Genomic DNA, 23,757 nt, shown 5'->3' with positions numbered 1-23,757 from the left:
ATTTTATTTTCACGAACTTCACAACGTATAGGTTATGGCAATAAAGGTCAAGTTTTCAGGAATTTGTTGTGTATGTTGCGGAAAATCAAACGAATTATCTGCTTGAAGAACAAAGGCTTGTCTCGCAAAAAGTGAGAAGGTTAACAAATTTAAGGAGGCGCATCGCCAGTAGCACTAGACTTTTGCGCTACATGATAAGGGATTATGGGGGATAAAAAAGGCCAGCATAAGCTGGCCAAATTCGGAAGGAATGCTGTTAGTTACTTATCCGTGTAACTAGACAGTCTGCCTTTAAGCTGAAAGCATTAATGAATCTGCTTTCGCTTCAAGGTTTGTGTTGCCCATTAGGTACTCATCGATGGCACGCGCACACTCGCGACCTTCGTTGATACAGCGTACGACCAGAGATTGGCCTGTGCGCATGTCACCTGCAGCAAATACACCTTGTTGGTTAGTCTGGAAGTTTTCCGCAGCAACATTACCACGCTCATCCAGTTTGATATCAAGCTGAGCTAGAACACCCGTTGGTTCTGGGTGTAGGAAGCCCATTGCTAGGAACGCCATGTCGCATGGGATTACGCGCTCAGAGCCAGCAACTTCTTCAAAGCTTGGGCGCTCACCTGGAGCGGCGTCTTTCCAAACGATATCTGCAATACGAAGTCCCGTTACTTGGCCCTCATCGTTACCGATAAACTCTTTGGTCAAGATGTTCCAATGACGGTCACAGCCTTCTTCGTGAGAAGTTGTGGTCTTCATGATCATCGGGTATTGCGGCCATGGCATGTTAGCAGGACGTTTTTCTGGTGGAATCGGCATGATTTCTACCTGAGTAACGCTTGCGGCTTTATGACGGTTCGAGGTGCCCACACAGTCAGAGCCTGTATCACCACCACCGATAACCACAACATGCTTATCTTTAGCGTGAATTTCTTCACCTTTAAGATCCATGTCGTTAGCACGGCGGTTGTTTTGCGCTAGGAACTCCATCGCAAAGTGAACGCCTTTTAGCTCACGTCCTGGAACCGGTAGGTCGCGAGGAACAGTAGAGCCGCCGGTTAGCAGTACCACATCAAACTCTTGACGAAGCTGCTGCGCGTTCACATCAACACCAATGTGTTGGTTAACCTTGAACTCAATGCCCGCTTCAGCCATTAGGTTGATTTTACGGTCAATGATGTCCATGCCTAGTTTGAAGTCAGGAATACCAAAGCGCAGGAGACCACCGACTTTCTCATCACGCTCGAATACGGTTACCGAGTGACCTGCGCTGTTCAGCTGCTCAGCTGCAGATAGACCTGCAGGACCTGAGCCGATGATAGCGACAGTTTTACCGGTGCGAGAGCGCGGCGTTTTAGGTTTCGCGTAGCCTTCACGGTAAGCCGTTTCAACAATGGTCTTCTCAATGTTACAGATGGTGATTGGGTCTTGGTTAATACCAAGTACACAGGCACTTTCACACGGAGCAGGACACACACGACCTGTAAACTCTGGGAAGTTGTTGGTTGTGCTTAGGATGCGCCAAGCTTCTTCCCAGCTGTCACGATACACAGCATCGTTAAACTCAGGGATGATGTTGCCGATTGGGCAACCGTTGTGGCAGAAAGGTACGCCACAATCCATACAACGAGAAGCCTGAGTATTGATCTTATCGCCAAACTCTTCGTTAAGAACGAACTCTTTGTTGTTTTCAATACGAACCGCTGGGTCGAGCTTCCCTGGAAGCTCGCGACCATGTTCTAAAAATCCAGTAGGCTTACCCATTATACTGCCTCCACTTCTTCCGTTTGAGCTTGCTCAGCTTCTGCTTTGCGCTTTAGTAGCACGGCTTTGTAGTCACGTGGCATTACTTTCACTAGTGATGCAAGGCTGGCTTCAAAGTTGTCTAAGAACGACTGAGCGACTTCACTTCCTGTGAACTCCACATGCTTAGTCAGCATGTCTAGTAGTAGTTCGCGATCTTCTTGTTCGATTGGATCTAGGTCGACCAATTCTGGGTTTAGCTTGGTTTCAAAGTCACCTGCTTTATCCCAAACATACGCCACACCACCACTCATACCAGCAGCAAAGTTACGACCTGTTGAACCAAGGATAACCGCCACACCGCCAGTCATGTATTCACAGCCGTGGTCACCCACGCCTTCAACCACAACTTTCGCGCCAGAGTTACGAACACAGAAGCGCTCACCGGCCATACCGCGGATGTATGATTCACCCGACGTTGCACCATAGAAACAAACGTTACCAACAACGATGTTGTCTTCTGCAACGATGCTTGATTTCGCATCTGGGTACAGTACTAGCGTACCGCCAGAGAGACCTTTACCCCAGTAATCGTTCGCATCACCTTCCACTTCGAACTTCACGCCCTTAGCAAGGAAAGCACCGAATGACTGACCAGCGCTGCCGTTAAACTTGACGTTCATTGGCTGTGGTAGACCTTGGTCTTTGTACACTTTAGAGATTTCGTTCGACAGCATGGTACCTGCAGAGCGATCCGTGTTGATGATTGGGAATTCAGCGTTAACGGCTTCACCCTTCTCAAGTGCTGGGATAGCCGCTTGAATTAACTTACGGTCCAGAACCTCTTCTAGGTTATGGTTTTGCTCGGTCTGGTTGTAAACACCGTCTTCTTCACGCGCTTGTTCGATGTGTAGAACTGGCGATAGGTCGAGGTTCTTGTATTTCCAGTGAGCGATGTCGTCGCGGATCTTCAGTTTCTGAGATTGACCCACCATCTCATCGATAGTGCGGAAGCCAAGCTCAGCCATGACTTCACGTAGGCCTTCAGCCATGTATTGGAAGAAGGTAACAACGTCTTCTACGCGGCCATCAAAGCGCTCACGTAGCGTTTTGTTTTGTGTTGCGATACCGACAGGACAGGTGTTCTTGTGACACTTACGCATCATGATACAGCCTTCAACAACCAGAGCGGCTGTTGCCACACCCCATTCCTCAGCACCTAGCAGAGTCGCAACGGCAAGGTCTCGTGGCGTTTTCATCTGACCATCAGATTGAACCACGATACGGTTACGTAGGCCGTTCTTCAGAAGCGTTTGGTGTGTTTCTGCCAAACCTAGCTCCCAAGGAAGACCAGTGTGGCGAATAGAAGACATTGGTGATGCACCGGTACCACCATCGAAACCAGCAATAAGGACCACGTCTGCTTTCGCTTTCGCTACACCTGAGGCGATAGTACCAACGCCTGCTTCCGATACCAGTTTCACGTTGACGCGACCAGCACGGTTGGCATTCTTCAAGTCGTAGATCAGCTGAGCCAAATCTTCGATTGAGTAGATATCGTGGTGTGGCGGTGGAGAAATCAGACCAACCCCTGGAGTTGAGTGACGAGTCGCACCGATCCAGTCATCGACTTTATCACCTGGTAGCTGACCACCTTCGCCTGGCTTCGCACCCTGCGCCATCTTGATCTGAATTTCTTCAGAGTTAGTTAGGTAGTAAGAAGTCACACCAAAGCGGCCGGATGCAACCTGCTTGATAGCAGAGCGTTCCCAGTCACCGTTCTCTTTACGCTCGAAACGAGCTGGGTCTTCACCACCTTCACCTGAGTTCGACTTCGCGCCAATGCGGTTCATCGCGACAGCTAGAGTAGAGTGAGCTTCGTACGAGATAGAACCGAACGACATTGCACCTGTTGCGAAACGCTTAAGGATGCTTTCAATTGGCTCAACTTCTTCTAGAGGAATCGAACCTGCTGGGTTCTTAACAAAGTCTAGCTGGCTGCGCAGTGTTGCTGCGTTGTCGCCTTGGTCATCAACCGCTTTCGCGTATTGCTTAAACTGAGCGTAGTCTTTGTTGCGAGTTGACTGTTGCAGTAGCGAGATAGTTTCTGGGTTGAACAGGTGCTTCTCACCACGCTGTTTCCATTGGTAAACACCACCAACATCAAGAACTTGTACTGGGATCTCACGCGTTGGGAAGCCAACACGGTGACGGATCAGTACTTCTTTTGCGATGTCATCAATGGTTAGACCTTGGATACGAGAAACCGTACCCGTGAAGTATTTCTCTACGACAGATTTGCTGATACCAAGCGCTTCAAAGATCTGTGCACCGTGGTAAGACTGCAGCGTTGAGATACCCATCTTCGAGAAGATCTTCAGAAGACCGCCGTTGATAGACTTACGGTAATTCTCGAACAGCTCAGAGATGCTGGTTTCTGGGTCAAGCTTCTTAGTACGCTGTAGCTCTACCATAGTTTCGATAACTAGGTATGGGTTCACAGCGTTCGCACCGTAGCCCACTAGTGTTGCAAAGTGGTGCGTTTCACGTGCGTCACCCGTTTCTACCACGATGTCACACTTAGCACGCAAGCCCTTGCGGATTAGGTGGTGGTGAACGGCACCGACCGCCAACATTGCTGGGATAGCTGCGTGGTTAGAGTTGATAGCACGGTCAGTTAGCAAGATGATTGAGTAACCATCGATAACCGCGTCTTCTGCGTACTGACAGATACGTTTCAGTGCACGCTCTAGCTTGCCTTCGTCTTCACTTGCTTGGAATACGATATCCAGAGTTTTCGCTTGCAGGTGCTCATTATCGATAGCACGTAGCTTCTCAAGTTCAGAGTTAGACAGAACTGGAGACTCAAGCTCAACTTTTTGACAGTGCTCTGGAGACTCAGTCAGTAGGTTCTGATCCTTACCTAGGTAAGTGTTCAGAGACATTACCATACGCTCACGAATCGGATCGATTGGCGGGTTGGTAACCTGAGCAAACAGCTGCTTAAAGTAGTTAGATAGATGTTGTGACTGATGCGAAAGGATCGCTAGTGGCCAGTCAGCACCCATTGCAGAGAGTGGCTCTTTGCCATCTTTCGCCATAGGTACGATGATTTCGTTCACTTCTTCTGAGCTAACACCAAACGCTTGCTGTTTGTGCAGTAGCTTCTCTGGAGAAGGTTGGCTGAATTCGTTGCTCGCATCTGGAAGTTTCTTCAGGCTAAGCAGGTTCTCTTCCACCCATTTCTGGTATGGCTGAGCACTTGCGATGCCATCTTTCACTTCTTCATCAGAGATGATGCGACCTTGTTCTAGGTCAGCAACAAAGATACGGCCTGGCTGTAGACGACCACGGAACTCTACGTTCTCTGGTTCAATGTCGACAACACCAGATTCCGATGCCATCACTAGGAAGTCATCTTTGGTCACAGTATAACGAGATGGACGCAGACCGTTACGGTCAAGCGTTGCACCTACCTGAACACCGTCAGTGAAACACACTGATGCTGGGCCATCCCATGGTTCCATAACGTTCGCGTGGTACTGGTAGAACGCACGACGGGTTGGATCCATGTTTTTGTTTTCTTGCCATGCTTCAGGGATCATCATCATCAGTGCATGTGGCAGGCTGCGACCAGACAGAACTAGGAGCTCAAGTGCCATGTCGAAGTTTGATGAATCCGAGCTACCTTCTTGACAGATAGGGAGCAGCATGTCGATTTCTGCTTGAGTGAACAAGTCAGATTCGATGATCGCTTCACGTGCCTTCATCCAGTTCAAGTTACCGCGAACTGTGTTGATTTCACCGTTGTGGGCAATGTAACGGAAAGGCTGCGCTAGGCGCCATTTCGGGAAAGTATTGGTAGAGAAACGAGAGTGAACGAGAGCCAGAGCCGTCACCATCGTTGGATTTTGTAGATCTAAGAAGTACTGAGGTACTTGCTCTGTCGTTAGCTGACCCTTGTAGACAAGTGTCTTGTAAGACATGGAGTTGATGTAGAAGTCATCGCCAATATTTGACACGCTTTCTAGACAGACACGAACTGTGTAGTTACGAAGAACGTACAGTTTGCGCTCAAGCTCTTCTGGCGTACAACCAGGGCCGCCAGTTACAAAAACGTGCTCAAATTGTGGCTCAGTGCTGAGTGGGTCTGCACCGATCATTGAGTTGTCGGTTGGCAGTACACGGTAGCCAATGACTTCTAGGTCTAGACGCTTAGCATTGCGTTCTAGGATGTCACGACATTGCGCGCGTTTGTGCTCGTCTTTAGGGAATAGCACCACACCAACACCGTACTTCTCGAAAGATGGCAGTTTAATGCCAAGCTTCACGCTCTCTTCTAACAGAAACTCGTGTGGCTTTTGAAGTAGGATACCTGCACCATCACCGCTGCATGGGTCACAACCTTGACCGCCACGGTGTTCCATACGCGCTAGCATATCCAGGGCTTGAGTCACTACTTCGTGAGATTTACGGTTTTTTAGGTGAGCAACAAAACCGATACCACAAGCGTCATGCTCCAATTCTGGAGTATACAGACCCTGTGTATTCTGCTCTCTATCTACCATAGATACTTCCTTCCAGTTAAATCTAGACGCAACTAGAGTGTGCGATTGCGTCTTGTCCTTTGTAATTTTGATTCTTGACTGCCAGAGGGGGCAGTGTTCGAGTCCATTCTGCATCTCGCAGGAAATGTGTTGCGAGAAAAACATTCCGTGGTGATATTCAATGTCTACGTTCCACAATCTAGTGGAATCTGTTGGTGGGAGTAGAATATCGACCTTTTATCTACTAATTCATGCTGTAATAAAAACGGCAAATACAGCAGAATTGTGTAAGTATCCTACAATTTTGTTCTGTGTAATTCCAACGAAACTTACGTCTGTTACACATTTTTTTTATCTTGTTTTGAATATATTCCATAACATAACCGCAACATTTGCGGTTTTTTGCTTGTTTTTATGCATATTTATTGATTTTGGTTAAGCGCTGTTCACAGGCTCGTTGCTACTATTCATGGTTTTCTTTTGCAGGGATGTAATTAAGTTTCACGAATTAGAGTGAGATTCATTCTTATTAGTAGGTTTTTTGAGCAATGCAATTACATGAGTTGGTGAACACCATTGGACAAGATCTTCAGCGTCGATATGGAGAAAAGGTTCACAAACTAACCCTGCACGGCGGCTTTAGCTGCCCAAACCGCGATGGCACCATTGGCCGTGGCGGATGCACATTCTGCAACGTGGCCTCTTTCGCAAGCGAAGAGACCCAGATCCAGTCTATCCACGAGCAATTGACTGACCGAGCGGGTGAGGTCAAACGTGCCAAGAAATATCTGGCGTATTTTCAGGCTTACACCAGCACCTATGCCGAAGTGCAAGTACTGAAGAACATGTATGAAGAAGCGCTTAAGTACGCCGACATCGTCGGTCTGTGTGTGGGCACGCGCCCTGACTGTGTGCCGGATTCCGTTCTTGAATTGTTAGCGGGCTATGTAGAGCAGGGCTATGAAATCTGGCTCGAACTTGGCTTGCAAACTGCTAACGATCAAACACTTAAGCGTATCAATCGTGGTCACGACTTTGCGGTTTACGACGAGATTACTAAACGCGCTCGCGCACTTGGCATTAAGGTGTGTACGCACTTAATTGTCGGCCTTCCGAATGAAACCAAACAAGACAACCTTGAGACCCTAGAGAAGGTACTTGCGACAGGTACTGATGGTATCAAGCTGCATGGTCTTCATATTGTTGAGGGGAGCACTATGGCAAAAGCGTGGCGAGCGGGGCGTTTGGAAGCACCAACATTGGAGTTTTATCTCGATGTCGCCAGTGAAATGATTCGTAGAACGCCTGCTGAGATTGTGTATCACCGAGTTTCGTCATCTGCGCGACGTCCAACTTTGTTGTCTCCATTGTGGTGTGAAAACCGCTGGCTGGCGATGACTGAGCTTGGTCGAACTCTGACGGCACAAGGTGCTCAGGGCGCGTTGACTGAGAATCCGTTTATTTATCACAAACCTGTTCTCAAATAATTCGCCTTCCGTGTGCAAACTTGGGCTTAGTGATAGACTTAGCCCAGTTGTAACGCACGGAGTGCTGAATGAAACCCATCAAAAATCTCGCGCAATACTATGTCGACCTGTTGGTGAGACTCGGTATTGTTCGCTTCTCTATTATATTGGCGTTGGCGCTAGTCGCACTGGCCGTTGTCGTTCAGGTTGGTATCACCCTTGTTCTAAATGGGCGTGTCGATGATATCGATATTGTTCGCTCAGTGTTTTTTGGTTTATTGATTACCCCTTGGGCGGTGTATTTTCTCTCAGTAGTGGTCGACCAACTCGAAGAGTCTCGTCAGCGCCTTGCTAAGATGGTTTCCAAACTCAAAGAAATGCGTTCACGCGACCAAGATCTTAACCACAAGCTTCAGCAAAACATCCGCAAGCTCAACCAAGAGATCGAAGAGAGGCAAAAAGCCGAGGAAGCTCGTGAAGAGGCGATGAAAGATCTTGAAAACGAAGTCTTTCAACGTGAACGTACTCAACTAGAGCTGGCAGAGCGTACGGCTTTGCTGCGCTCGTTTATCGATGCCTCTCCAGACCTTATTTACTATCGTAATGCTGAAGGGGTGTTTTCTGGCTGTAACAAAGCAATGGAAGTGCTTACGGGGCGTAAAGAGCAAGACTTAGTTGGCCTTACGCCTTGGGATGTCTATTCAGAAGAGATTGCCAAACAAGTCGTGGAGACCGATCATAAGGTAATGGGTGATAACCAAGCCCTCACCTATGAGCAGTGGCTTGAGTATCCAGACGGTAAAAAATGTTTCTACGAGCTTCGTAAGGTGCCGTTTTATAGTAAAGATGGCCGTCACTTAGGCTTGGTTGGCTTTGGTCGTGACATTACGGAACGTAAGCGTCACGCAGAGTCGCTGGAGAAAGCGAGTCGAGATAAGACAACCTTTATCTCTACCATCAGCCACGAACTGCGAACGCCACTTAACGGCATTGTTGGCTTGAGTCGTATGCTGCTGGATGGACAGCTTAACCACGAGCAGCGCAAGCAGCTACAGACCATCAATGTCAGTGCGATTACTCTGGGTCATATCTTTAACGACATTATCGATATGGATAAGTTTGATAGGCGCAAGCTCGAGCTCTTCCCCGAACCACTAAATTTCGAAGATTTCGTCGCCGAGCTCGAGAGTATCTCTGGATTGATGGCCGAGCAAAAAGGGCTGCGCTTTGATCTGGAACGACTCACGGATCTACCTGAAGGGGTAGTCGTCGATGCTACGCGACTGCGTCAGGTTATCTGGAACCTGGTGAGTAACGCAATGAAGTTCACCAAGCAAGGCGGCGTAGTGATGACGGTCAGCGCCGATGTCGAAGACAATCACGCCCATATCACCATAGAGATTGAAGATACTGGTATCGGTATACCGCAAAAAGAGCTCGATAAGATCTTTGCTATGTACTACCAAGTGAAATCGGGCAAAGACAACTTACACGCGGTGGGAACCGGTATCGGTCTTGCTGTATCCAAACAACTGATCAAAATGATGGACGGCGATATCACCGTCGACAGTGAAGAAGGCTTTGGGAGCACCTTTACTGTTACGATCAACGTGCCTTGCGCGGACGAGGTGCAATTAGCACCGGTTGAAGTGAAACGCCAAGGCAGTCTGCGTATTTTCTTGCTTGAGGACATCGAGCTTAATATTACCGTTGCTCGCTCTCTACTCGAGAGTTTGGGGCACACGGTAGAAGTGGCGATGAGTGGAGAGGAGGCGTTGGCTGACTTCAAACCGGGTGATTACGATCTTGCGCTACTCGATATACAACTGCCGGATATGACTGGATTTGATGTTGCCCAAGGTTTCAGAGAGCGCTATCAAACCCTACCGCCATTGGTGGCACTAACAGCGAACGTTCTTAAGGACAAACAAGAATATCTTACCAAGGGAATGGATGATGCCATTAGTAAGCCGCTTAGTGTGAAAGCACTGACGGAAGTCATTAATAAATTCCATGGTGAGGAAGAGCAAACAGAGGAAACACCGCAGGAGGTTGCAGTGGAATCGAACATCAATAATGAAGTATTTACTCGTTTGTTAGATTTAGACATGCTGGAGTCATATGTCGATATTGTTGGCAGTAAACCCGTGCTTGATAGCATCACTATGTTCGAAGATATGATGCCAGGCTACATTGAGATCCTAGACTCAAACATGACCGCCAAAGACCAGCCAGGTATTGCCTCTGAGGCGCACAAGATCAAAGGTGCAGCCGGGTCTATCGGTTTGAAGCGCATTCAGTCTATTGCACAAAAAGCTCAATCCCCAGAACTGCCTGCATGGTGGGAAAATATCGAAGATTGGGTTGAAGAGATTAAAAACGAATATCAAAATGATATTCAGATACTAAAATCGTGGTTGGAAAGTAAGGAATCATAATGAAAAAAGTTGTTACCGCACTTGCACTCTCTATTGCGTTAGCGGGCTGTGCATCATCTCCTGCAACCGACTCAGCTATGTGGGCGTCGAGCAATACAGCGATGGTCGAGCAGCAAACTGTTAGCCTCAATTCGAACCTATGGATTGATATGATGCCAAAAATTGGTGAGACATCGGCGTTGGTGAAAGAGCAAAACCTTTATGGAGCCTTGAACCTGAGTACGGATAACCAACTTCCGGCTGATATGGATGTGTCTATGGTTGTGCTTAAGCAAGGCGATATGACATGGGAATTCGAAGGCAGTGACTTTGAGCTTCGTAACCATTCAGAGAGTCAATGGGAAGTCGCCTTTAACTGGCAGCTAGAGGTGAACATCACCAAGCCTGTCGATGTGGCCGTGCAGCTTATCGATGGTGAAAACAAAACTTGGTTGGTGAGCAAACAGGTGAACATCGACACGGTTTACTGATTTGCCTCACCGCAGATGAAAAAAGGGACGCGTGATGCGTCCCTCTTTATTTGGCTAAGAAAGAGTGAATTACTCTTCTAGATCACCACAGAAGCGGTAACCTTCACCGTGAATCGTTGCAATGATTTCTGGCGTACCAGACACTGATTCAAAGTGCTTACGAATACGACGGATAGTTACGTCTACGGTACGGTCATGTGGCTTGAGCTCACGACCCGTCATCTTCTTAAGAAGATCCGCACGAGTTTGGATCTTGCCTGGGTTCTCACAGAAGTGCAGTAGAGCACGGAACTCAGAGCGTGGCAGCTTGTAGCTGTCGCCGCTAGGGCTCACTAGAGAACGACTGTTGATGTCTAGAACCCAACCGTTGAACTCGTACTTCTCTACGCTACGCTTTTCTTCAGTCGCTGCATTGTTGCTCATTGAGCGAGTTAGCAGGTTGCGAGCGCGGATAGTCAGTTCGCGTGGGTTGAATGGTTTAGTGATGTAGTCATCAGCACCAATCTCTAGACCAAGAATTTTATCTACTTCGTTGTCACGACCTGTTAGGAACATTAGAGCAACGTTTGCTTGCTCACGTAGTTCACGCGCTAGAAGTAGACCATTCTTACCAGGAAGGTTGATATCCATGATAACTAGGTTTACAGAGTTTTCTGATAGCACCTGGTGCATTTCTTGACCGTCGCTGGCCTCGAAAACAGCATATCCTTCTGCTTCAAAAATGCTTTTTAGGGTGTTACGGGTTACTTGCTCATCTTCAACAATAAGAATCTGCGGGCTTTGCATCGGCGGTACCTAAATTAAACTTGTGATAATTCTGTCGCTAGTAGAATAAATTCTAGGCAAAAAGTTAACATATAGGTAATGTTTCTTGGAGGTTTTACTCACCATCATCGAAACAGTTACGTGTTACGTCGCCATCCATGATGTTGCCAAAAAACGAGAAATCCCTTTAATCTCTTATTATTCTGCTATGTCATTGAGGCGAATTCTATAATGTTAACAGCATGCTAACAATGGTCAAATGTTAATTCCTTGCAGTTTGTTGATTTAAATCAATAGCCGCTTTGTAACAAATATTAATAGTATTGGGCAGAGGCTAAAATTTGGATAGTATGAGTATTGATGCACGACTCTGGCGTGCCTATTCAAACATTGCGATGCGTTTTCTCAGTAGGTGGGAATGCAGCAGTTACGCCATCATTACGGCTTGCAACCCCAGAAGCCAAAAGCTTTCAGACGAAGCTAACTGCATAAAAAACCGAATGCTAGAGCAAGACTTACAAGGGTTTCACTATGGGCGTGTTAACGTCGGTGACCCAAGCTTTGACTGGGTTGAAGCGAGCTTTTCGGTTGATATCACCTTATTGCAAGCCTGTGAGTTAGCGCAAAAATATGAGCAAAATGCCATTTATTGGGTAGAAAATGGTGTACTGTTTTTGGTCTCCTGTGATGAGAACCGAACACAACAGAATTTAGGCTTGTTGAGTCAGTATGTGTGCGACTAGCACCCTGACTGGGCAAGTGGAAACGGATTTTACTTTACATGCTCTTTAAAGACACAGGCACTTTTTTGTGGCTACTGAGCTATATCACGGAGGAAACATGAGAGATATCACACCTGATATTTGTGACCAACACGAAGACAAAGTGATGCTGCTGAACTTACCACTGCAAAACTTTGGACAACGCGCCGCCTTTTGGGGAAAGATAGTGACGGTTCGTTGCTATCACGACAACTCAATGGTGCGTGAAGTGCTCGGACACGATGGAAAAGGGAAAGTACTCTTTGTTGATGGCAATGGTTCTTGCGCCAAAGCACTGCTTGGAGATCAGTTGGCGATCATGGCTATTGAAAATGGCTGGGAAGGCGTAATCGTGAATGGCGCTATTCGCGATGTGGCAGCCATGTCTGAAATGGATCTTGGCGTAAAAGCGCTTGCAGCTTGCCCATTTAAGACAGAAAAACGTGGCGCGGGTCAGGTGAATGTCACGCTGACGATGAACAATCAGATTGTTCAACCTGGTCACTATATCTATTCTGACTGGAATGGTGTGCTGGTAAGCAAAGAAAAGCTGGAATTTTAGTGTTGCAGTAACACTGGATTAGAAACGGAAACCTAGACCGACCTCTACGCCCTGTTGTACCTTTTCAAAATCAAAGGTCGCGTGAACGTCTAGGTTTTCGGTTAGTCTCATTCGGCTTGAAATCTCAGCCGCCATGCCGCCTTGAGTCTCATTATTCTCTTCATATTGATAACCACGCAGCGTACTTTTCACCGAGATACGATCTGAAACCTGATAATTCACACCACTCAAAAAACCGCTGTCATTGGACAATTCTGAGTTGTTAAGGCGCGCACCGATGTAAACGTCGAGCGAATCAAATACCGAATACGAGTAACCACTGTCAATATTCCAAACGTCAAATGAGTCTGCAGTGCTAGACTTGCTACCCGAAGACATAAAGAAATTATGAGGCGATTGGTTGTGTTGAGATGGGAGCGCTGGAAGCTCTACCGCAAGAGAAGAACCACAAAACAACAGAAACGGCAAAGCGTATAAAGACACTGCTTTCATAGCACCACTCCTTGGTTGTTGTTTTTATAGTTTATTGATTTCTAATTAAAGCACAGAATCTAAGCAAAAAGTTGTAAAACTATATAGCATTTAGTTATGTATAAAGATCCTAACTGCATATAAATGCGACATTATTCGTTTCTATGCTTTTGAGAAAAAATCGCACGATAAGCAACAAAAGTACAAATTTTGATTGACTAATCGCCAACAAATGCGGTACACGTATGGGTAAGCACATAACAGAAATTGAAGCACAACCTATTATGTTTAATCGCCAGCACGTAGTAATGACCACCACCATTATTATTACCGACATTATCGTTGGGGCAGGCTGGTAGACGAAAGAAATTCAAAAACAAGGCCTGTATCACCAAGATACGGGCCTTTTTTTTACCTGTTTTGAGTATTTCGGGAGGAAAGGATGCGAGTACTAAAATTTGGAGGCTCATCGTTAGCAGATGCAGACCGTTTCTTAAGAGCGGCGGACATCATCGCTAATAATGCCCAGCAAGAAGATCTAGCTGTGGTGCTATCGGCACCGGGTAAAACCACAAACAAGTTAGTGGCAGTTATTGAAACTGCACTGAAAAACAATGAAGTTGAACTGCAAATCTCTGAGCTAGAAACCTCATTCAATGAGTTGTTCTCGGATATTAAGAAAGTCCTCCCGAATATCGACAGCACGGATTTTGATAACCAAGTCAAAACATCGCTGTTCCAATTACATCAGTTTGTCCATGGTATTCGCCTGTTGGGCACATGCCCAGATCATGTGAACGCTCGCATCATCTCTAAAGGTGAGCGCATCTCAATTCAGCTTATGAAGGCTGTGCTTGTCGCGAAAGGCCAAGCCGCTGATCTTATTGATCCTGTGAAGTACCTATTTGCCAACGGCGATCATCTAGAAGCTATGGTGGATGTTGAGGTCTCTACGCAAAACTTCCAAGCTAACCCGCTTGCTGAAGGTGTTGTACACATCATGCCTGGCTTTACAGCAGGTAATGCGAAAGGGGAACTGGTAACGTTAGGCCGTAATGGCTCAGACTACTCTGCCGCTGTACTTGCTGCGTGCTTGCGAGCAGATTGCTGTGAGATTTGGACTGACGTTGATGGTGTTTATAACTGTGACCCTCGATTGGTTGATGATGCGCGCCTTCTGAAATCGCTAAGCTATCAAGAAGCGATGGAGCTTTCTTACTTTGGTGCTTCGGTTCTTCACCCGAAAACCATTGCTCCTATTGCCCAATTCCATATCCCATGTCTGATTAAGAACTCCTTTAACCCACAAGGTGCCGGTACGCTAATCGGTCAGGACACAGGCGAAGACAATCTGCCAATCAAAGGTATCACTACGCTTTCTAACCTCATCATGGTGAACGTATCAGGTCCTGGTATGAAGGGCATGGTAGGTATGGCAAGCCGCGTATTTGGCGCGATGTCATCGGCAGGTGTCTCTATTGTTCTCATTACTCAATCTTCATCTGAGTACAGCATCAGTTTCTGTATCGAAGAAGAAGACAAGCTAGAGGCTGAACGTGCGCTTAGTGAAGCGTTCGAACTTGAGCTTAAAAATGGTCTGCTAGAGCCTGTAGAGTTTATGGACGACGTTGCTATCGTAACGCTAGTCGGTGATGGTATGCGTACTTCTCGCGGCGTTGCCTCTCAATTCTTCTCATCACTGGCAGAAGTTAATGTGAATATCGTTGCGATTGCACAGGGCTCTTCTGAGCGAGCTATCTCAGCCGTTATCCCTGAAGATAAAATCTCTGAAGCCATCAAAGCCTGTCATGAGAACCTATTTAACTCTAAGCACTTCCTTGATGTGTTTGTGGTTGGTGTTGGCGGCGTCGGTGGTGAGCTGGTGGATCAGATCCAAAGACAGCAAGCGAAACTGGCTGAAAAAGGCATCGTCATCCGCGTATGTGGTCTAGCAAATAGTAAAGGTGTGCTGCTTGATGGTAATGGTCTTCCGCTAGAGCAATGGCGTGACCGTATGGGTGATGTGAGTGAGCGATTCACTGTTGCGGGTCTTGCTGCACTGGTACAGCGCAATCACATCATTAACCCAGTGTTGGTTGATTGTACGTCTAGCGAAGACATCGCGAATCAATACGCTGAATTCCTAGCCGCTGGCTTCCACGTAGTGACGCCAAACAAGAAGGCGAATACAGCAAGCATGTCTTACTATCATCAGCTTCGCGACGTGGCTCGCAGCTCTCGCCGTAAGCTGATGTATGAAACAACAGTAGGTGCAGGTCTACCGGTTATCGAAAACTTGCAGAACCTGATTGCTGCGGGTGATGAACTTGAGAAGTTCAACGGCATCCTGTCTGGCTCTCTATCATTCATCTTCGGTAAGTTGGATGAAGGACTAACGTTGAGCCAAGCAACCAATGTAGCCAAGGATAAAGGCTTTACTGAGCCGGACCCACGTGACGATCTCTCTGGTATGGATGTCGCGCGTAAGCTACTTATTCTCGCTCGTGAAGCTGGCATGGCGCTGGAGCTAGAAGATGTTGAGGTTGACCAAGCCCTACCACCTGGCTTTGACGATTCTGGTTCTATCGATGAGTTTATGGCTCGTCTGCCAGAAGCAGATGCTTATTTCAGCGAGTTGGTAGAAAACGCTGCGAAAGAGGGCAAAGTACTTCGTTATGTCGGTGAGATCGCCGATGGTAAGTGTCGCGTTCGTATTGCAGCTGTCGATGAAAACGACCCGATGTTTAAGATCAAAGACGGTGAGAACGCACTGGCCTTCTACAGCCGTTACTATCAGCCAATCCCACTGGTACTTCGCGGCTACGGCGCAGGTACAGAAGTGACGGCTGCGGGCGTCTTCTCTGACGTGATGCGTACGTTAGGCTGGAAACTAGGAGTATAAGATGAGTGATAGCGTTGTCGTTTATGCGCCTGCCTCGATTGGCAATGTAAGCGTTGGCTTTGATGTGTTGGGCGCAGCGGTATCACCTGTTGATGGTACCCTGCTTGGCGATTGTGTTGAGGTAAGACTGGGCGATAAGCCGTTCGACCTTGCCACCAAAGGCAGCTTTGTTGATAAGCTGCCAAGCGATCCAAAAGAGAATATCGTTTACGATTGCTGGAAGGTTTATGCTCGTGAGCTAGACAAAAAAGGTGTGGCACTCAAGCCAGTCTACATGACGCTTGAGAAGAATATGCCAATTGGTTCTGGACTGGGTTCTAGCGCTTGCTCGATTGTTGCTGCGCTCGATGCTTTGAATCAGTTCCACGGTAAGCCACTGAATGAAACTGAGCTTCTTGCGCTAATGGGTGAGATGGAAGGGCAAATTTCTGGTGGCATCCATTATGACAATGTGGCACCTTGCTACCTAGGTGGCGTGCAGTTGATGCTTGAAGAGCTTGGTATCATCAGCCAAGAAGTACCATGTTTCGACGAATGGTACTGGGTTATGGCTTATCCAGGCATCAAGGTGTCGACTGCAGAAGCGCGTGAGATCCTACCATCTCAATATCGCAGACAAGATATCATTGCTCATGGTCGTCACTTAGCTGGGTTCATCCACGCTTGCCACTCTAATCAACCTGAGTTGGCTGCGAAGATGATCAAAGATGTCATCGCCGAACCTTATCGCGCTAAGCTACTACCAGGGTTTAGCAAAGCTCGTGAATACGCTGCGACAGCGGGTGCACTAGCAACAGGAATTTCAGGCAGCGGCCCGACGCTCTTTAGCATATGCAAAGACAAAGATGTCGCGGACAGAGTGGCTCGCTGGCTAGAAGAGAATTACGTACAAAATAACGAAGGATTCGTCCATGTTTGTCGTCTGGACAAGCAAGGCTCGAAGGTAACAGGAAGTAAGCTATGAAGCTGTACAACATCAAAGAGAACGACGAGCAAGTCTCGTTTGGCCAAGCCGTTCGCCAAGGCTTAGGTCGCAACCAAGGTCTATTTTTTCCATCTGAGCTGCCAAAGTTCGATGATGTAGACGCACTATTGGCTGAAGACTTTGTCACGCGTAGCGCAAAGATTTTGTCTGCGCTGATCGGTGATGAGCTTCCAGCTGAAAAAGTCAATGAGTTGGTCGACAATGCATTCCAATTCCCAGCGCCTATCAATCAAGTTAAAGATGGCGTGTACGCGCTTGAGCTTTTCCATGGTCCAACGCTGGCGTTTAAAGACTTCGGTGGTCGCTTTATGGCTCAGTCTTTGGCGGCAGTCTCTGATGGTGGCAAGATCACCATCCTTACTGCGACTTCAGGTGATACGGGTGCGGCGGTTGCACATGCGTTTTACGGCATGGAAGACATTAATGTTGTTATCCTTTATCCAAAAGGCAAGATTAGCCCGCTGCAGGAAAAACTATTCTGCACACTAGGCAAGAACATCCATACAGTAGCAATCAATGGCGACTTCGATGCCTGTCAGGCACTGGTTAAGCAAGCCTTTGACGATGCAGCACTGCGTGAAGAAATTGGCCTTAACTCGGCGAACTCAATCAACATCAGCCGTCTGATGGCGCAGATCTGTTACTACTTCGAAGCGGCATCTCAGATGTCTAAACAAGAGCGTGAGAACCTAGTTGTATCGGTTCCAAGTGGTAACTTTGGTAACCTAACGGCAGGTCTATTGGCGAAAGCACTGGGTCTTCCTATCAAACGCTTCATTGCGGCAACCAATGCTAACGATACGGTGCCTCGCTACCTAGAAACGGGTGAGTGGGATCCTAAACCAACGGTTGCGACAACTTCAAACGCGATGGACGTAAGCCAGCCAAACAACTGGCCACGTATCGAAGAGCTATGCCAAATCAAAGACTGGGGGCTGGATACGCTAGGCAAAGGCATGGTGACGGATGAGCAAAGTGCGGAATCTGTACGTGATCTCAACGCCCAAGGCTACCTATGTGAGCCACACGGCGCTATCGCGTACCGACTATTGAACGAGCAACTTCAAGAAGGCGAAACGGGTCTATTCTTGTGTACTGCTCACCCTGCGAAGTTTAAAGAGGTCGTGGACGATATACTTGAGTCAGACATCGAGCTTCCAGGACCACTCGCAAAACACGCTGCAATGGAGCTGTTATCAGAAGACCTTGATAATGACTTCGATGCACTAAAAGCAGTATTGCGCCGAGTTCAGTAACTCGAATAGCGAAAATATCAATGCCCAAGCTAGTAGACAGCTTGGGCATTTTTTTATCTTGACCTCAAGTTAACCTAAGGTATTAAGCTGGCTTACATTTTAAAAAGTTAGATAGCCAATTACAGGAATAAGCATGTCACCACTTCAGTTGAAACAGTACTTAGATAAAATCGGCTTGGCGCTGCCTGGCGTTGATAATGGAAACGTGACCACCGAGTTTGTGGCAGATTCTGTGTGTCTGGCTTTACTGCAAAAGGCGCAGCATCAAGCTATTCCGTTTGAAAACTTCGATGTGTTTGCTGGCGGTGCCATTAGCCTCATGCAAGAAGCACGTTTTGAAAAACTGGTGAGTCATCCACGAGGCGGCTATTGCTTTGAGGTTAACGGGCTGTTTCTCGATGCTCTTACTCATCTGGGCTTTCAAGCTGAGCCTAAGCTTGCTCGAGTGCATCTTGGTGATACGCCTTCAGGCCGAAGTCATCAAGTGACGCTGGTCACCATAGATGAAGAACGCTGGATAGTGGATGTCGGTTTTGGCTCCCACACCCCCAGAGCGCCAATAAAACTTGTTGTTGATGTAGAGCAGCACGCTGATTTCCAGCTGTTTCGATTCGTAGAAGTTGAAGACTATGGCTACCTGTTGCAAAGACGTAATGAAGATGGGTGGATGGATCTTTATAGCCTCGATATGGCATTTGCTGGGCAGGGAGATATCGAGTATGCCAACCACTATACATCCACAAGCGCGAATACCGTCTTTACTCAATCTCTCACCGCAGCTCTAGCGAATCAAAAAGGCAGCGTCACTTTGCTCGATAGGGTATTGAGATGCAGAGTTGGTGAAGAGGAGGTGTCGGTAATTGAGCTCGAAGAGCATGAATACTTTGCTGTGATAGCGCGAGAACTGGGCATCGAAGTAGGGGCGCCTCAACAGGCTGCGATTCTGAAGCGGCTGTTCAACAAGACCATTTAAGCTGGGCGCAAACTGGCGCTGATAATAAAAAGCCCCTTAACGTGATGTTAAGGGGCTTTTCGTTAGAGTGTTAGCGCAATAGGGATAACTTACGCTGTCTCTGTTTTACCTGTTGGTTTCTCTTCATCGGCTAGGTCAGTCTCACCTTTGCCTTTTGATTTCTTAATCACGTAACCCGCGATAGAAAGTGAAGATACGATACCAAGGATTGTTGATAGCTGCATCGGTAGACCGAAGCCTAGCGTAGCGTTGTTCAGGATGAAGGTAATCACTACCGTTGTCATGAACACTGCAGGTACCGTTGTTACCCAGTGAAGCTTGTTGTGACGTAGTAGGTAAGCCGACGCAGTCCAAAGCATCATTACTGCCGTGGTTTGGTTAGCGAAGCCGAAGTAACGCCAGATAACACCGAAATCAACCTGAGTCAGGATGCCACCGATAACGAACAGTGGGATAGCCATCATTAGGCGGTTGCGCAGTGTCTTCTGCTCCATGTTGAAGTATTCAGCAAGGATAAGACGGCTTGAACGGAACGCTGTGTCACCAGAAGTAATCGGTAGGATAACCACACCTAGGAACGCAAGCACACCACCAAAGACACCCAGTAGACCGAATGACGCGCTGTAAACTACGTTACCAGGACCGCCGTTCTTCACTGCTTCTGCTAGAGAGTCGATAGAGCCGAAGAAAGATAGCGCTAGTGCACACCAGATAAGTGCGATAACACCTTCACCAATCATTGCACCGTAGAATACGAAGCGACCATTCTTTTCATTTTCCATGCAGCGAGCCATCAGAGGAGACTGAGTCGCGTGGAAGCCAGAGATAGCACCACAAGCGATAGTGATGAATAGAGCAGGCCAAAGTGGCAGGTCATTTGGGTTCATGTTGGTAAACATGTCACTGATTTCAAAGCCGCCCATGATTTGGTGCTCGCTTGACAGTGCCACCGCTGTGATAAGGCCAACAGACATGAAGATAAGCAGCGCGCCGAACAGTGGGTAGAAACGACCGATGATTTTATCAACAGGTACAATGGTCGCGATGATGTAGTACGCGAAAATAATCACTACCATAGTGGTCATGCTCATCGACATGTCCATTTGGTCGTTCACTAGGTTAGTAATCATGCCAGCAGGCGCTGAAACGAAAACCACACCAACCAGTAGCAATAGGACGATGGCAAAAATGTTCATAAAGTGTTTGGCGCCATTGCCTAAGTAACGACCGGTGATCGTTGGTACTGATGCACCACCATTACGCACTGATAACATACCAGAGAAGTAATCGTGAACTGCACCAGCGAAGATACAACCGATAACAATCCAAAGCATCGCTGCAGGACCGTACAGTGCACCCATAATAGGACCGAAGATTGGACCTACACCCGCAATGTTGAGTAGCTGAACCAAGTAAACTTTCTTGGTTGACATTGGAACGTAGTCAACGCCATCTGCTTTGGTATGAGCAGGTGTTTGACGTTTTTCGTTAATACCAAAGACCTTCTCAATGAAAGCCCCGTAGATAAAGTAGCCGCCGATCAAGGCTGCAACACAAGTTAAAAACCACAACATAACTGTTATCCCTAGTTTGTGATGACATTAATTTCTGGTAACCATTATAAAAATGATGAATTAGCACGACATCGCCTTATTCGGTTAGTGGCGGAATAGATGATTAAGTGGTCAATAGCTAGGTTAAGTGGTTTTGTCGTTGGCTAAGCGGTCGGATTTAGGCGGTGAGTGGCAGAATAAAAGCGTGAAGCGAGTCACTTTCACTGAGCAAGAGTGGTAAAACGGCTTCAGAACTGGCATTGTTGTCGCAAGACATTTTTCGACCATAAAGGGAAATCATGAGAGCGCTAATCATCGTTGCGACCAGCTTACTAGCATTTGGCTGTGCTAAGGGTGTGGACGATCTTGCTAAAGAAGGAAGCTGGGATCAGATCGGTTATCAAGATGGCGTGAGAGGTCAGCTATCGCGAAGCTATTCCGATTTAAATAAGCTTGGTGAAGCGGTACATTCAGAGTATGACGCGGGTTATCAGCGCGGCCTTATTGAGTTCTGCGATGCAGATTTTGCGTATCAGATTGGTTTGTCTGGGCAATATTATACCGGTGCGTGTGAAGGTTTACCGGAAGCTCAACGTTTTCGAATGGAGTGGCAGCGCGGCTGGACTGACTATTCTCAGCAAAGCGGTTTTTAATATCGCAGCTTCATTAGATCAATGAACAATAAAAGGGTTAGCGACATGCTAACCCTTTTGCGTTTACTAATCGGTCAATCGGACTAAAGCGCGAGTTATTGGCTGCTGTTATCGCCATCCACAGCTCGACGCAGAAAGCCTTCTTGCTGCATAAGCTGCTTTTCGGCAGCCGCTTTCTCTAAGCCGGTGAGAATCATCAAAATGGATAACTTCACGTCATAGTTCGTTTCTTTGAGTGCTTTAGAGGCCACCTCTTTATGGCATTCTGTGGCTTGCATGACAATTCGTGTCGCTCGGGCTACTAACTTTGCGTTGGTGGCTTTTACGTCCACCATTAAGTTTTGGTAGCTTTTTCCTAATCGAATCATGCTCGCAGTCGTGAGCATGTTCAGTACCAGTTTTTGTGCTGTCCCTGACTTTAGGCGAGTGGAACCTGTGAGTGCTTCAGGGCCCACAACTGGGCTAATCGCAATGTTTGCAATGTTGGCTATGTCAGAGGCTGGATTACAAGATAGTGCGACGGACGTCGCGCCTACCTCGTTAGTGTATTCCAAGGCTCCGATAACATAAGGCGTTCGACCACTTGCGGCGATACCTACAACGACATCTTTATTTGAGAGGGCGATATCTTTGAGATCTTGAGCGCCGAGTACAGGATCGTCTTCCGCCCCTTCTTTCGCCTTAAACATCGCATCTTTGCCACCGGCAATAATTCCCACCACCATGTCAGGATCAGTGCCAAAGGTTGGTGGACACTCAGAAGCATCCAGTACGCCAAGTCGACCACTGGTACCTGCTCCGACATAGAGAAGGCGCCCACCCTGTTTGAAAGCATCAGTAATGGCATCAACCGCCTTGGCAATGTCTGGGATGACCTTTTCAACCGCCAAAGGAACGAGGCTGTCTTGCTGATTCATGCGTACCAATATCTGCTCAGACGATAGCAAATCGATGTCCATGGTTTCTGGGTTGCGTCCTTCAGATACAAGCTGGGAGAGCGCATTAAGTAAAGCGTCGTTTGTCATAATGGGTCCTAGTTAGCGGGGTAGAACACGCCCAGCGGTACGGCTTTGCTTGCGCCAGTGACCGAAGGCAGGTTGCTTGGCATTTTATTAACGAAACAGTGAGCCAGCCAAGCAAATGCCATTGACTCCATATAGTCACCGTTGATTGCTTCGCTATCGGTAGAGTCAACGTGCCAGTTGGTCAGCAGCTCGCTTAGGCGGCTCATGATAATCGGGTTGTTAGCGCCCCCACCACACACTAGCAGTTTGGGGCTGTTGCCGATGCCGTAAGGCTTGATGGCATCCGCGACAGTTATGGCAGTAAATTCAGTTAGGGTGCGCAGTAGGTCATGATCGCTCATGCCCGGTTTGATGGCAGCGCGCTGAGTATCGAGCCATTGCCCATGATAGTACTCGCGCCCAGTGCTCTTGGGTGCGCTTCGCGTTAGGTAAGGGTCTGTCAGCATCTGGGCTAATAGTTCATGGTGAACCATACCCTGATTGGCCAGTTGAGCGTCCTTATCAAAAGCTTGCCCAAAAGCTTGAGTACACCAATGATCCAAAAGCACATTACCGGGACCGGTATCAAACCCGATCACATCGCCGTTAGGCTGAAGCACAGACACATTGGCAATGCCGCCGATATTGAGAATAACTTGCGTCGATTCGCTGTCGCCGAATAGGTAACGATGAAATGCAGGAACCAAGGGTGCACCTTGACCGCCTAGAGCCATGTCTTTGCGTCTGAAGTCACCGATGGTATCAATGCCCGTGAGCGTCGCAACAAGGTTATTGTCGCCTAGTTGAGTCGTAAACGGGATGTCGCCGTCAGGCTGATGAAAGACGGTTTGACCATGGTTGCCAATCGCCTTGATGTCAGAGGCGTTATAGCTCGACTTGGCCAGCAAAGACTCAACGGCGTTAGCGTAGAGTATTCCCAGCTTATGGTCGAGCTCACCTATGGATTTTAGGCTGGTGGCTTGCCCTTGGCATATAGCCAAAACATCACGTTTGAGTGTGTCGGGATAACTTAGAAAATCATTATCTAGCAAGCGAATTTGTTTATCCTTAATGGCAACAATCGCAGTGTCGACACCGTCCAGACTCGTGCCTGACATGATACCAATATACAGCGCTTCCTTTGACATCATAAACTTACTCCGTTTTTACTCAGCTTTATTGTAAATCAAAAACAATAGGAATAACCTCTG

The 23,757-nt window shown here is 47.5% G+C and carries 17 protein-coding genes; 10 read left to right on the top strand and 7 right to left on the bottom strand.

The features are described from left to right. Positions 1–291 precede the first annotated feature (291 nt). Entirely contained in the window at positions 292–1,761 is a 1,470-nt protein-coding gene (locus AC6I8U_RS13525; RefSeq protein ID WP_498017156.1) for a glutamate synthase subunit beta, read from the bottom strand. Continuing rightward, positions 1,761–6,308, bottom strand: coding sequence for a glutamate synthase large subunit (gene gltB, locus AC6I8U_RS13520; protein WP_498017155.1), 4,548 nt, complete (start codon positions 6,306–6,308; stop codon positions 1,761–1,763). The genes AC6I8U_RS13525 and gltB overlap by 1 nt, the downstream gene beginning before the upstream one ends. A 527-nt stretch (positions 6,309–6,835) precedes the next feature. On the opposite strand from gltB, the gene mnmL reads away from it, so the two are divergent. The 3 genes from mnmL (at position 6,836) to AC6I8U_RS13505 (ending at position 10,661) form a co-directional block, all read left to right on the top strand. Further along, positions 6,836–7,774, top strand: coding sequence for a tRNA modification radical SAM protein MnmL/YtqA (gene mnmL, locus AC6I8U_RS13515; protein ID WP_252013518.1), 939 nt, complete (start codon positions 6,836–6,838; stop codon positions 7,772–7,774). Between the two features lie 68 nt (positions 7,775–7,842). Continuing rightward, a complete protein-coding gene (arcB, locus tag AC6I8U_RS13510) occupies positions 7,843–10,191 on the top strand; it encodes an aerobic respiration two-component sensor histidine kinase ArcB (protein ID WP_498017154.1) in 2,349 nt (782 codons plus the stop codon). Continuing rightward, the gene (locus AC6I8U_RS13505; protein WP_234494491.1) at positions 10,191–10,661 is read left to right on the top strand and encodes a hypothetical protein; all 471 of its coding nucleotides are present in this window, start codon (positions 10,191–10,193) and stop codon (positions 10,659–10,661) included. Before arcB ends, AC6I8U_RS13505 begins: the two co-directional genes overlap by 1 nt. A gap of 69 nt (positions 10,662–10,730) precedes the next feature. Here the strand turns inward: AC6I8U_RS13505 and arcA are convergent, their stop codons facing one another. Beyond that, a complete protein-coding gene (arcA, locus tag AC6I8U_RS13500; protein ID WP_234494490.1) occupies positions 10,731–11,447 on the bottom strand; it encodes a two-component system response regulator ArcA in 717 nt (238 codons plus the stop codon). A gap of 329 nt (positions 11,448–11,776) precedes the next feature. Between arcA and AC6I8U_RS13495 the strand changes: the two genes are divergently transcribed. Further along, on the top strand, positions 11,777–12,169 hold the full coding sequence (locus AC6I8U_RS13495; protein ID WP_252013520.1) for a DUF3293 domain-containing protein: 393 nt from the start codon (positions 11,777–11,779) through the stop codon (positions 12,167–12,169). Between the two features lie 97 nt (positions 12,170–12,266). Then, complete coding sequence (locus AC6I8U_RS13490; RefSeq protein ID WP_498017153.1) at positions 12,267–12,749, top strand: putative 4-hydroxy-4-methyl-2-oxoglutarate aldolase; 483 nt, start codon at positions 12,267–12,269, stop codon at positions 12,747–12,749. A gap of 18 nt (positions 12,750–12,767) precedes the next feature. On the opposite strand, the gene AC6I8U_RS13485 is transcribed toward AC6I8U_RS13490, so the two are convergent. Beyond that, complete coding sequence (locus tag AC6I8U_RS13485; RefSeq protein ID WP_498017152.1) at positions 12,768–13,241, bottom strand: ribonuclease regulator; 474 nt, start codon at positions 13,239–13,241, stop codon at positions 12,768–12,770. A gap of 421 nt (positions 13,242–13,662) precedes the next feature. Here AC6I8U_RS13485 and thrA point away from each other — a divergent pair, with 421 nt between their 5' ends. The 4 genes from thrA to AC6I8U_RS13465 all read left to right on the top strand — a co-directional run bounded on the left by thrA (position 13,663) and on the right by AC6I8U_RS13465 (position 19,336). Then, positions 13,663–16,122: a bifunctional aspartate kinase/homoserine dehydrogenase I gene (gene thrA / locus AC6I8U_RS13480; RefSeq protein ID WP_234494486.1), complete on the top strand. Its 2,460-nt coding sequence runs from the start codon at positions 13,663–13,665 to the stop codon at positions 16,120–16,122. A gap of 1 nt (position 16,123) precedes the next feature. Continuing rightward, on the top strand, positions 16,124–17,086 hold the full coding sequence (gene thrB / locus AC6I8U_RS13475) for a homoserine kinase (protein WP_498017151.1): 963 nt from the start codon (positions 16,124–16,126) through the stop codon (positions 17,084–17,086). After that, a complete protein-coding gene (gene thrC / locus AC6I8U_RS13470) occupies positions 17,083–18,363 on the top strand; it encodes a threonine synthase (protein ID WP_498017150.1) in 1,281 nt (426 codons plus the stop codon). The genes thrB and thrC overlap by 4 nt, the downstream gene beginning before the upstream one ends. A gap of 133 nt (positions 18,364–18,496) precedes the next feature. Next, a complete protein-coding gene (locus AC6I8U_RS13465) occupies positions 18,497–19,336 on the top strand; it encodes an arylamine N-acetyltransferase family protein (RefSeq protein ID WP_498017149.1) in 840 nt (279 codons plus the stop codon). Between the two features lie 89 nt (positions 19,337–19,425). Here AC6I8U_RS13465 and AC6I8U_RS13460 read toward each other — a convergent pair whose 3' ends face one another. Next, positions 19,426–20,910 carry a carbon starvation CstA family protein gene (locus AC6I8U_RS13460; protein ID WP_252013526.1) on the bottom strand — a complete coding sequence of 495 codons (1,485 nt, stop codon included), beginning with the start codon at positions 20,908–20,910 and terminating at the stop codon, positions 19,426–19,428. Between the two features lie 275 nt (positions 20,911–21,185). Between AC6I8U_RS13460 and AC6I8U_RS13455 the strand changes: the two genes are divergently transcribed. Further along, the gene (locus AC6I8U_RS13455) at positions 21,186–21,542 is read left to right on the top strand and encodes a DUF2799 domain-containing protein (RefSeq protein ID WP_234496120.1); all 357 of its coding nucleotides are present in this window, start codon (positions 21,186–21,188) and stop codon (positions 21,540–21,542) included. Positions 21,543–21,637: 95 nt separating this feature from the next. Here the strand turns inward: AC6I8U_RS13455 and murQ are convergent, their stop codons facing one another. Next, complete coding sequence (murQ, locus tag AC6I8U_RS13450) at positions 21,638–22,567, bottom strand: N-acetylmuramic acid 6-phosphate etherase (protein ID WP_498017148.1); 930 nt, start codon at positions 22,565–22,567, stop codon at positions 21,638–21,640. A gap of 8 nt (positions 22,568–22,575) precedes the next feature. Beyond that, positions 22,576–23,694, bottom strand: a complete 1,119-nt coding sequence (locus tag AC6I8U_RS13445; RefSeq protein ID WP_498018363.1) for an anhydro-N-acetylmuramic acid kinase — start codon at positions 23,692–23,694, stop codon at positions 22,576–22,578. Between the last annotated feature and the right edge of the window lie 63 nt (positions 23,695–23,757).

Source organism: Vibrio sp. KUL80, from assembly GCF_059725495.1.
This window is presented reverse-complemented; position numbering and strand designations above follow the sequence as displayed.

Excerpts from the sequence above, each read along its gene's own strand:
- AC6I8U_RS13525 (WP_498017156.1), bottom strand. The coding sequence starts at position 1,761 with ATGGGTAAGCCTACTGGATTTTTAGAACATGGTCGCGAGCTTCCAGGG.
- gltB (WP_498017155.1), bottom strand. The coding sequence starts at position 6,308 with ATGGTAGATAGAGAGCAGAATACACAGGGTCTGTATACTCCAGAATTG.
- mnmL (WP_252013518.1), top strand. The coding sequence starts at position 6,836 with ATGCAATTACATGAGTTGGTGAACACCATTGGACAAGATCTTCAGCGT.
- arcB (WP_498017154.1), top strand. The coding sequence starts at position 7,843 with ATGAAACCCATCAAAAATCTCGCGCAATACTATGTCGACCTGTTGGTG.
- AC6I8U_RS13505 (WP_234494491.1), top strand. The coding sequence starts at position 10,191 with ATGAAAAAAGTTGTTACCGCACTTGCACTCTCTATTGCGTTAGCGGGC.
- arcA (WP_234494490.1), bottom strand. The coding sequence starts at position 11,447 with ATGCAAAGCCCGCAGATTCTTATTGTTGAAGATGAGCAAGTAACCCGT.
- AC6I8U_RS13495 (WP_252013520.1), top strand. The coding sequence starts at position 11,777 with ATGAGTATTGATGCACGACTCTGGCGTGCCTATTCAAACATTGCGATG.
- AC6I8U_RS13490 (WP_498017153.1), top strand. The coding sequence starts at position 12,267 with ATGAGAGATATCACACCTGATATTTGTGACCAACACGAAGACAAAGTG.
- AC6I8U_RS13485 (WP_498017152.1), bottom strand. The coding sequence starts at position 13,241 with ATGAAAGCAGTGTCTTTATACGCTTTGCCGTTTCTGTTGTTTTGTGGT.
- thrA (WP_234494486.1), top strand. The coding sequence starts at position 13,663 with ATGCGAGTACTAAAATTTGGAGGCTCATCGTTAGCAGATGCAGACCGT.
- thrB (WP_498017151.1), top strand. The coding sequence starts at position 16,124 with ATGAGTGATAGCGTTGTCGTTTATGCGCCTGCCTCGATTGGCAATGTA.
- thrC (WP_498017150.1), top strand. The coding sequence starts at position 17,083 with ATGAAGCTGTACAACATCAAAGAGAACGACGAGCAAGTCTCGTTTGGC.
- AC6I8U_RS13465 (WP_498017149.1), top strand. The coding sequence starts at position 18,497 with ATGTCACCACTTCAGTTGAAACAGTACTTAGATAAAATCGGCTTGGCG.
- AC6I8U_RS13460 (WP_252013526.1), bottom strand. The coding sequence starts at position 20,910 with ATGTTGTGGTTTTTAACTTGTGTTGCAGCCTTGATCGGCGGCTACTTT.
- murQ (WP_498017148.1), bottom strand. The coding sequence starts at position 22,567 with ATGACAAACGACGCTTTACTTAATGCGCTCTCCCAGCTTGTATCTGAA.
- AC6I8U_RS13445 (WP_498018363.1), bottom strand. The coding sequence starts at position 23,694 with ATGTCAAAGGAAGCGCTGTATATTGGTATCATGTCAGGCACGAGTCTG.